The organism is Mycobacterium sp. ABE4_509, assembly GCF_056160785.1.
On the sequence record NZ_JBSWXU010000185.1, the window covers coordinates 1 to 8,952 of the forward strand.

Annotated in this window: 10 protein-coding genes and 1 pseudogene; 4 read left to right on the forward strand and 7 right to left on the reverse strand. The window is 68.5% G+C overall.

Annotated elements, in window-relative coordinates; all coding sequences use genetic code 11:
- Positions 1 to 103 precede the first annotated feature (103 nt).
- Together ACXAID_RS25280 and ACXAID_RS25285 are read right to left on the reverse strand one after the other, a co-directional pair.
- Positions 104 to 1,228 carry a uroporphyrinogen-III synthase gene (locus ACXAID_RS25280; RefSeq protein ID WP_475024928.1) on the reverse strand — a complete coding sequence of 375 codons (1,125 nt, stop codon included), beginning with the start codon at positions 1,226 to 1,228 and terminating at the stop codon, positions 104 to 106.
- 37 nt (positions 1,229 to 1,265) lie between these two features.
- Positions 1,266 to 2,645: a glycine--tRNA ligase gene (locus tag ACXAID_RS25285; RefSeq protein ID WP_475024929.1), complete on the reverse strand. Its 1,380-nt coding sequence runs from the start codon at positions 2,643 to 2,645 to the stop codon at positions 1,266 to 1,268.
- Positions 2,646 to 2,733: 88 nt separating this feature from the next.
- Here ACXAID_RS25285 and ACXAID_RS25290 point away from each other — a divergent pair, with 88 nt between their 5' ends.
- A complete protein-coding gene (locus tag ACXAID_RS25290) occupies positions 2,734 to 3,090 on the forward strand; it encodes an ArsR/SmtB family transcription factor (protein ID WP_475024930.1) in 357 nt (118 codons plus the stop codon).
- Entirely contained in the window at positions 3,087 to 3,491 is a 405-nt protein-coding gene (locus ACXAID_RS25295; RefSeq protein WP_475024931.1) for a Fur family transcriptional regulator, read from the forward strand. The genes ACXAID_RS25290 and ACXAID_RS25295 overlap by 4 nt, the downstream gene beginning before the upstream one ends.
- Here ACXAID_RS25295 and ACXAID_RS25300 read toward each other — a convergent pair.
- The 3 genes from ACXAID_RS25300 to recO all read right to left on the reverse strand — a co-directional run bounded on the left by ACXAID_RS25300 (position 3,480) and on the right by recO (position 5,674).
- A complete protein-coding gene (locus ACXAID_RS25300) occupies positions 3,480 to 3,908 on the reverse strand; it encodes a hypothetical protein (protein WP_475024932.1) in 429 nt (142 codons plus the stop codon). The genes ACXAID_RS25295 and ACXAID_RS25300 overlap by 12 nt on opposite strands.
- Positions 3,909 to 4,017: 109 nt before the next feature.
- Positions 4,018 to 4,905, reverse strand: coding sequence for a decaprenyl diphosphate synthase (locus ACXAID_RS25305; protein ID WP_475024933.1), 888 nt, complete (start codon positions 4,903 to 4,905; stop codon positions 4,018 to 4,020).
- Positions 4,850 to 5,674: a DNA repair protein RecO gene (gene recO, locus ACXAID_RS25310; RefSeq protein WP_475024934.1), complete on the reverse strand. Its 825-nt coding sequence runs from the start codon at positions 5,672 to 5,674 to the stop codon at positions 4,850 to 4,852. The genes ACXAID_RS25305 and recO overlap by 56 nt, the downstream gene beginning before the upstream one ends.
- A gap of 63 nt (positions 5,675 to 5,737) precedes the next feature.
- Here recO and ACXAID_RS25315 point away from each other — a divergent pair, with 63 nt between their 5' ends.
- Both ACXAID_RS25315 and ACXAID_RS25320 read left to right on the forward strand, forming a co-directional pair.
- Positions 5,738 to 7,258, forward strand: a complete 1,521-nt coding sequence (locus tag ACXAID_RS25315) for an amidase (RefSeq protein WP_475024935.1) — start codon at positions 5,738 to 5,740, stop codon at positions 7,256 to 7,258.
- Between the two features lie 22 nt (positions 7,259 to 7,280).
- On the forward strand, positions 7,281 to 7,757 hold the full coding sequence (locus tag ACXAID_RS25320) for a CAP domain-containing protein (RefSeq protein ID WP_475024936.1): 477 nt from the start codon (positions 7,281 to 7,283) through the stop codon (positions 7,755 to 7,757).
- A 61-nt stretch (positions 7,758 to 7,818) separates the two neighbouring features.
- Here ACXAID_RS25320 and era read toward each other — a convergent pair whose 3' ends face one another.
- Both era and ACXAID_RS25330 read right to left on the reverse strand, forming a co-directional pair.
- The gene (gene era, locus ACXAID_RS25325) at positions 7,819 to 8,724 is read right to left on the reverse strand and encodes a GTPase Era (protein ID WP_475024937.1); all 906 of its coding nucleotides are present in this window, start codon (positions 8,722 to 8,724) and stop codon (positions 7,819 to 7,821) included.
- A gap of 11 nt (positions 8,725 to 8,735) precedes the next feature.
- Positions 8,736 to 8,952 (reverse strand): annotated as a pseudogene (locus tag ACXAID_RS25330) (cytidine deaminase); the annotation flags it as partial.

Genomic DNA, 8,952 nt, shown 5'->3' on the forward strand with positions numbered 1-8,952 from the left:
GGTTTCGGCGGCGGGCGCCCGTCGTCGTTCGGCGGGTCGTCGGGCGGCGGCGGCTTCAGCGGCGGCGGCGGCCGCTTCTGATTCTGCGGGTAGCTGATGGGCTTCAGGCAGGTTCGACAGCGAGTCGATAACCGCGGTTCTCTATCGTCTCGATACACCCCGGCACCCCCAGTGCTTCCCGGAGCCGCATGATCGCGGAGTAGGCGTCCGTGCCCGGCCGCTGACCGGCCGCGGCCGTCAGGTCCCGGGGCGCCACCGTGTTTCCGCCGGCCGAGACGAGCCGACTCAACAGTCCCAAGCTGGCCGGCGACAACGGTCTCCATTCGCCGTCGACGACCACACCCGACTTGCGCAGCTGCAATTGATGCCCGCCGGCGTTGACCATCGCCGCTCCGCGGGGCAGCTCCTCGAGGATCAGGCGGGCCAGGGCACCCAGGCGGTACCGGGTCGGCATGATCGTCGCTATCCCGGTCCGATTCAACGAGGTGGACGTGACCGGGCCGACGCAGGCGACGACTGTGTGGTCGTTGAGCGCCGCGACGAACTCGGCGAGCACGTTGCGATCCCTGACCCGGCCGATCACCGATGCCGCGGCGAGCGCGCTGGTGAAGGTCAGCGCGTCGAGTCTGCCGTCGAGGATCAAGTTGATCAGGCCGTCCATCCGCGTCGGATCGCTCGGTGGCTGCCACCGGTAGACCGGAACGCGGACGACGTCTGCACCAGCGGCCGACAGCGGTCGGCACACATCGGCGTTGGGTTCCAGTTCACTGCCGGCGCCGTGCAACTGCACCGCGATCCGTAGACCTGGCGCCTCGCCGCGCAATTCGTCGATGACCTCGGTCGAGGATTCTGACGGCGCCGACCACTGCTCGCGCAGACCCGCCTGCCTGACCGCACCCAGCGCCTTGGGGCCACGGGCAACGATGCGGGTGTGGCGAAGCGCTGCCAACAGGCCATCGGACAAGCCCCACGCATGGGCGGCGTCGATCCATCCGCGAAACCCGAAGCCGGTCGTCACGACCACGACGTCGGGGGGATCGTCGATCAACTCGAGCGTCGCGCGATGGAGCTGAGCGTCCTCGGACAGGTGCACGATGCGTATCGCCGGGGCGCGAATCACGATCGCGCCGTGCCGCTCGAGCAGTCTGTGGAGTTCGGCGGCGCGGCGCTCGGCGGTCAGACCGACGTTGAAGCCGGTCAGTTCGTCGCGACCCACCGAAACCCCCACCCGGTCAACTATCCCAGATTCACCGGCCCAGACCCGCTCAGCAGCCCTTGAGGCGCACCGCCAGGTAGTCCGAGACCTCGGAGATCGCGACCCGCTCCTGGGTCATCTCGTCGCGCTCACGGATGGTGACGGCGTGGTCCTCGAGCGAATCGAAGTCGACCGTGATGCAGTACGGGGTGCCGATTTCGTCCTGGCGGCGATAGCGCCGTCCGATCGCGCCCGCATCGTCGAACTCCACATTCCACGATGTGCGCAGCTCGGCGGCCAGATCCCGGGCCTTCGGTGAGAGGTCGGCGTTGCGTGACAGCGGCAGCACCGCAGCCTTGACCGGCGACAACCGCGGGTCGAGCCGCAGCACGGTGCGCTTGTCGACACCGCCCTTGGCGTTGGGGGCCTCGTCCTCGGTGTAGGCGTCGACCAGGAACGCCATCAGCGAGCGCGTCAGCCCCGCTGCCGGTTCGATCACGTACGGCACGAACCTGCTCTCGGAGCCCTGATCGTAGAACGACAGGTCCGCCCCGGAATGCTTGGAGTGCGTGGACAAGTCGAAGTCGGTGCGGTTGGCCACCCCTTCGAGTTCACCCCACGGGCTGCCGGCGAAACCGAACTTGTACTCGATGTCGACGGTCCGGTCGGAGTAGTGCGACAGCTTCTCCCTGGGGTGCTCGTAGAGCCGCAGATTGTCCCGGTCGATGCCGAGGTCGACGTACCACTGCAGCCGGGTGTCGATCCAGTACTGGTGCCACTCGGCCGCCGTGGACGGCTCGACGAAGAACTCCATCTCCATCTGCTCGAACTCGCGGGTGCGGAAGATGAAGTTGCCCGGGGTGATCTCGTTGCGGAAGCTCTTGCCGATCTGGCCGATTCCGAACGGCGGCTTCTTGCGGGCGGTGGTGACGACGTTGGCGAAGTTGACGAAGATGCCCTGGGCGGTCTCCGGGCGCAGGTAGTGCAGCCCCTCTTCGGTTTCGATCGGCCCCAGGTAGGTCTTGAGCATCATGTTGAAGTCGCGGGGCTCGGTCCACTGCCCTGGGTCTCCGGTCTCGGGATCACGGATATCGGCCAGCCCGTTTGGTGGTGGGTGTCCGTGTTTCGCTTCGTAGGCCTCGATGAGATGGTCTGCCCGGTAGCGCTTGTGGGTAATCAGCGACTCCACCAGGGGGTCGTTGAACACCTCGACGTGCCCGGACGCCACCCACACCTCCCGGGGCAGGATGATCGCGCTGTCCAGACCGACGACGTCGTCGCGGCCGGTGACGACCGACCGCCACCACTGCCGCTTGATGTTCTCCTTGAGCTCGACACCCAGCGGGCCGTAGTCCCAGGCAGACCTGGTTCCGCCGTAGATCTCTCCGGACTGGAAGACCAGCCCGCGGCGCTTGGCCAGGTTTGCGACGGTGTCGATGATGGATCCCACGGGGTGACAGCGTAGCGAGGTGCCCTCCGGGACCCCGACGGGAGTGTCGGTATTGACATGCGGGATCATGCATGTATTGTTATAGTTAATGAAAACGATTCCCGATAATGCTGACGTCCACGATCACGACGGCGCGCCCCGGCCGGAGCTGCCACCACAACCGGTACTTGACGGAGCAGGCGACCTGCTGCGCGCGCTGGCCGCCCCGGTGCGCATCGCGATCGTGCTGCAACTGCGCGAGGCCGCCCGCTGCGTCCATGAACTGGTCGATGCACTGCAGCTGCCGCAGCCGCTGGTCAGCCAGCACCTGCGAATCCTGAAAGCCGCCGGAGTGGTGGAGGGCGAGCGCTCCGGCCGAGAAGTGCTGTACAGCCTGGTCGACCACCACCTCGCCGACATCGTGGTGGCCGCCGTGACACACAGTGCCGAGGAGGTCACCCAGTGACCGGCGCCGTCCGCGCGACCCGCCAGCGAGCCGCGATCTCGGCGCTGCTGGAGAATATCGACGACTTCCGCTCAGCCCAGGAACTGCACGACGAACTGCGCCGGCGCGGCGAAGGCATCGGCCTGACCACCGTGTACCGCACCCTGCAGCAGATGGCGGCCGCCGGTTCGGTCGACACCCTGCGCACCGACACCGGCGAGTCGGTGTACCGACTCTGTTCGGATCACCACCACCACCACCTGGTCTGCCGCAACTGCGGCAGCACCGTGGAGATCCAGGGCAACCAGGTGGAGAAGTGGGCCGCCGAGGTCGCCCGCAAGAACGGCTACACCGAGGTCACCCACACCGTGGAGATCTTCGGCCTGTGCGCCCGCTGCAGCCGACTGTCCTCAGGGAACTAGCGCGCTGCGCACATCGGCCCCGGTGGCCAACACCATCATGACCAGGGTGCGCAGCGCGTCGTCGCTCAGACCCGCTGCCGGGAAGTTGTAACGCAGCAGCACATCACCGGTCTTCTTGGAGTTGGCCTTCCCGGCGCCGACCGCACTCTTGGCGCCACCGATCTTCTCCACCATCGACACCGTCCCCAGCAGCGTGTCGTGCGCATGCTTGGCCACCGCGGCACGAATCTTGGCGTTCAACGGCAGGTCCCAGGCCAGCACCTGAGTCAGCGACACCATCTCGAGTCCTTCGGCGATGGTGACCACCCGCAGCGACGCGAACGTCTCGCTGTGCTGCACGGTCAGCGCGCCGTCGGCCTCGCGCTGCACCGGCAGTATCTCGGCGAGGACCTCCGCCAGCCGCTCCGACAGCTCCATCGTCACCCCCGGGCGCGACCACTGGGCCGCATCATTCGGATCTGCCGCTGTGCTGCATCATTCGGCTCTGCCGCTGTTCTGCATCATTCGGCTCTGCCGCTGTGCTGCATCATTCGGCTCTGCCGAAGCGCCGGTTGCGGTTGACGTACTCCATGCAGGCCGCCCACAGATCGCGGCGGTCGTAGTCCGGCCACAGCTTGTCCTGGAAGACGTACTCGGCGTAGGCGGCCTGCCACAGCAGGAAGTTGCTGGCCCGCTGCTCTCCGGAGGTCCGGATGAACAGGTCGACGTCGGGGATGTCGGCGCGGTGCAGGTGCTTGGCGAACATCGCCTCGGTGATCCGGCTCGGATTGACTTTGCCGTCGACGGCCTCCTGCGCGAGCGCACGGGTGGCCTCCACGATCTCGGTGCGGCCGCCGTAGTTCACGCAGTAGTTGATGGTGATGACGTCGTTGCCGACGGTCATCTCCTCGGCGATGTCGAACTCCTTGATGACGCTGCGCCACATCCGCGGGCGCGAACCCACCCAGCGCATGTTGACGCCCATCGCGTTCAGGTTCTCCCGGCGCCGGCGCACCACCTCACGGTTGAAGCCCATCAGGAAGCGCACCTCCTCGGTGCTGCGCTTCCAGTTCTCGGTGGAGAACGCATACACCGTCAGGTGTTTGATGCCGATCTCGATGGCTCCACAGGTGATGTCGATGAGCACCGCCTCGCCCATCTTGTGGCCCTCGGTGCGGCCCAAGCCGCGCTGGGTGGCCCAGCGCCCGTTGCCGTCCATCACCACCGCGACGTGGTTGGGTACCTGCCCGGCGGGAATCTGCGGGGCGGCCTCCCTGGAGGTGTGCTGCGGCGGCCGGGAGAACCTCCCGTTGGTCTGCGGAGGCAGCTCCGGGAACACCACCGGCCACGTCGAGGTGTCCGGGAACATCGGGTAGTCGTCAGGCGCCGGGGGCAGCTGAGGGTAGCTGTGTTTCCCCGTCCGCTTGGTTGCCATGCGCCATATCCTGCCTGATGCCCCGAACAGCTGTCCGATCCACCCGCTCGACGAGGGGAAGGGTCCGCAGCTGACGCTCCAGATGCCACTGCAGGTGCGCGGCGACCAGACCGCTGGCCTGGCTGCGATGCGACTCCGTCGAGATCTGCGCATGATCCCAGTCACCCTCGTAGAGCGCGGCCATCAGGTCCAGCACCGCCTGCGGCGGAGTCGCCGACCCCGAAGGCCGGCAGTGCACACACACGCTGCCGCCGGCTGCCACATGGAAAGCCCGGTGCGGCCCCGGAGCGGCGCACCGCGCACACTCGGTCAGCGCCGGAGCCCACCCGGCGACCCCCATCGCTCGCAACAGGTAGGCATCCAGCAACAGCTCACGCGGCCTGCTGCCGTCGGCCACCGCACGCAACGCCGCCACGGTGAGCCGGTGCAGCGCGGGCATCGGTGCCCGCTCCTCGCCGGCAAGGCGCTCGGCGGTCTCGAGCATCGCGCACGCACAGGTGTAGCGGCCGTAGTCGCTGACGATGTCGGAGGCGAACGCGTCGATGGCGACCACTTGGGTGACGATGTCGAGGTTGCGGCCCGGGTGCAGCTGAACGTCGATGTGCGCGAAAGGTTCCAGCCGCGCACCGAACTTGCTGCGGGTGCGCCGCACACCCTTGGCGACCGCGCGCACCAAACCGTGATCGCGCGTGAGCAGGCTCACTATCCGATCGGCTTCGCCCAGCTTGTGCTGGCGCAACACCACCGCTCGGTCCCGGTACAGGCGCATCGGGCAAGTCTCCCACTGTCGGGGGACGAAATGCGCTTCGCAGCGCCGATATTCTCGTAGGTGATGGCCGACGTCCCCTCCCCCAGCCCCCGGTCGCAGGACCGCTTCCCCACCCTGGGCGAACAGCTATACCAGCTCGCCAACGGCACCACGACGTCCGCCGATCTGGTACGCGCGTCCGTCGAGGCGATCGAGGCCAGCCAGCCCACTCTCAACGCGTTCCGGGTGGTCCTCACCGACACCGCGCTGGCCGAGGCGGCCGCGGCCGACCGGATCCGCCGGTCCGGACGCGACCTCGCCGAGCGCCCGCTGCTCGGGATCCCCATCGCGGTCAAGGACGACGTCGACGTCGCGGGAGTGCCGACCCGGTTCGGCGCCGACGGTCAGGTCCGCGTCGCCGACACCGACTCCGAGGTGGTGCGCCGGCTGCGCGCCGCCGGAGCGGTGATCATCGGCAAGACCAACACCTGCGAACTGGGCCAGTGGCCGTTCACCAGCGGCCCGGGCTTCGGCCACACCCGCAACCCCTGGTCACGTGAGCACACCCCGGGCGGCTCCTCGGGCGGGAGCGCAGCCGCGGTGGCCGCGGGCCTGGTGGCGGCCGCCATCGGCTCGGACGGCGCCGGCAGCGTGCGCATTCCCGCCGCCTGGACCCACCTGGTCGGAATCAAGCCGCAGCGCGGCCGGATCTCGACGTGGCCGCTGCCGGAGACGTTCAACGGCATCACGGTCAACGGCGTGCTCGCGCGCACCGTGGCCGACGCGGCACTGGTACTCGACGCGGCATCCGGGAACGTCCCGGGCGACCTGCACACCCCGCCACCGGTGCAGGTGGCGGACTTCGTGGCGCAGGCACCCGGGCCGTTGCGCGTCGCGATGTCGACCAAGTTCGCCTTCAGCGGCTTCCGGGCCCAGCTACACCCCGAGATCCGAGCCGCGCTCGAGAACGTCGCCGATCAACTCGCGCAGCTCGGGCACCGCGTGGTCGCCGCCGATCCCGACTACGACCTGCGCATGTCGTGGAATTTCCTGGCCCGCTCCACCGCAGGCCTGCCCGACTGGGTCGACCGGCTCGGACACCGCGTCACACTCGACCCGCGCACCCGCGCCAACGCCCGGGTCGGGCGGGTGCTCTCCGAGCACATCCTGCGCAAGGCCCGCGCCCACGAGGCCGCATCGCAGCGCCGGGTCGGCTGGATCTTCAACCTGGCCGACGTGGTGCTCGCACCGACGACCGCGCTGCCCCCGCCCACGGTGCAGGCCTTCGACGACCTCGGCGGGCTGGCCACCGACCGCAAGATGATCCAGGCCTGCCCGGCGACCTGGCCGTGGAATCTGCTGGGCTGGCCATCGGTCAACGTGCCCGCCGGGTTCACCTCCGAGGGGCTGCCCATCGGCGTGCAGCTGATGGGCCCGGCGAACAGCGAACCGTTGCTGGTGTCGCTGGCCGCCGCGCTGGAGGCGCTCAACGGCTGGGCCACCCATCAGCCGGACAACTGGTGGGACACCCGCATCGCCCGTAGCGAGCCGGCGACCACCACCAATCTGGACGCTCCGGACTCGGTGGCCGGCATCGTCGCGTAATGTCCCGACGGTGACCGGTCGAATCCTTCTGCCCGCGGCTTCGGCGCTGGCCCTCGTCGTCGCTGTGCCGATCGCGGTGGCTCCCGGCGCCCACGCCGACAACCGACGCCTCAACGAGAGCGTCGTGGTGAACGTCTACACCATCCAGCAGAACAACGACTGCGACACCGACATCCAGATCAACCCGCAGCTGCAGCTGGCCGCCGAGTGGCACACCCGCGACGTACTCAACAACCACGCGCTCGACGGCGACATCGGCTCGGACGGTTCCACCCCGCAGGACCGCGCCAACGCCGCGGGCTTCGTCGGGAAGGTCTCCGAGACGGTCGCGATCAACCCGGCGCTGGCCATCAGCGGCATCGAGATCCTCAACCAGTGGTACTACCGTCCCGATTACATGGCGATCATGCAGGACTGCGCCAACACCCAGATCGGCGTGTGGTCGGAGAACAGCCTGGACCGCTCCGTCGTCGTCGCGGTCTACGGCCAACCGGAGTGAGCGGGCTGAGCGATTTCGGCGTGAGTAGTCGCGGATATCGCGACTCGTCACGCCCAAATCGCTAGAAGCCGAGGCGGCCGAGCTGTTTGGGGTCGCGCTGCCAATTCTTGGCGATCTTGACCCGCAGATCCAGGTAGACCCTGGTGCCCAGCAGCTTCTCGATCTGCGCACGCGCGGCGGTACCGACCTCGCGTAACCGGGCGCCTCCCTTGCCGATCACGATGCCCTTCTGCGACTCCCGCTCGACGTAGAGGATCGCATGCACATCAATGAGGGGATCGTCCTCGGGACGGTCGGGGCGCTCGGCGACCTCGTCGATCACCACCGCCAGGGAGTGCGGAAGCTCGTCACGCACACCCTCCAGCGCCGCCTCCCGGATCAGCTCGGCCATCAGCACCTCTTCGGGCTCGTCGGTCAGCTCACCGTCGGGGTAGAACGCTGGCCCCGGCGGCAACTGCGCGACCAGCACGTCGACCAGCACGTCGAGTTGGGTCCCCGAGGTCGCCGACACCGGCACGATCTCGGTGTCGGGCCCGCACAACTCGGCCACCGCCATCAACTGCTCGGCGACGCGGTCCCGGTCCACCTTGTCGGTCTTGGTCACCACCGCGACCAGCGTGGTCCGCGGCGCCACCGCGCGGATCTGTTCGTAGATCCAGCGGTCCCCGGGCCCGATCTTCTCGTCGGCCGGGATGCACAGTCCGATCACGTCCACCTCGGAGTAGGTGTCTTTGACCAGATCGTTGAGCCGCTGGCCGAGCAGGGTCCGGGGCCGGTGCAGCCCCGGGGTGTCCACCAGCACGATCTGAAAGTCGTCGCGGTGCACGATGCCGCGGATGGTGTGCCGGGTCGTCTGCGGCCGGTTCGAGGTGATCGCGACCTTGCTGCCGACCAGCGCGTTGGTCAGCGTGGACTTACCGGTGTTCGGCCGGCCGACGAAGCAGACGAAACCCGACCGGAACTCCACCGCGTCGTCGCTCACTGCACGGTGCCCGCCCGGTCGGTGACGATGACCGAAGCGTCCGGCGTCATCTCATGCACCGCCGCCACACCGGGGTCCTCGGCGGTTCCGCCGACCAGCACCGCGGCCTCCAACCCGGCCGCACCGCTGGACACCGCCGCGGCGACCGCTGCCTGCAGCGCGGTCAGCTGCAGGGCGGCCAGTACGACCGGAGCCCCGGCGTAGGTGCGGCCG

What these genes read in the sequence shown, in the direction of transcription:
- ACXAID_RS25315 (WP_475024935.1), top strand. Translation starts at nt 5,738, where the DNA reads ATGGCCGACGTCCCCTCCCCCAGCCCCCGGTCGCAGGACCGCTTCCCC.
- recO (WP_475024934.1), bottom strand. Translation starts at nt 5,674, where the DNA reads ATGCGCCTGTACCGGGACCGAGCGGTGGTGTTGCGCCAGCACAAGCTG.
- ACXAID_RS25305 (WP_475024933.1), bottom strand. Translation starts at nt 4,905, where the DNA reads ATGGCAACCAAGCGGACGGGGAAACACAGCTACCCTCAGCTGCCCCCG.
- ACXAID_RS25290 (WP_475024930.1), top strand. Translation starts at nt 2,734, where the DNA reads ATGAAAACGATTCCCGATAATGCTGACGTCCACGATCACGACGGCGCG.
- ACXAID_RS25300 (WP_475024932.1), bottom strand. Translation starts at nt 3,908, where the DNA reads ATGGAGCTGTCGGAGCGGCTGGCGGAGGTCCTCGCCGAGATACTGCCG.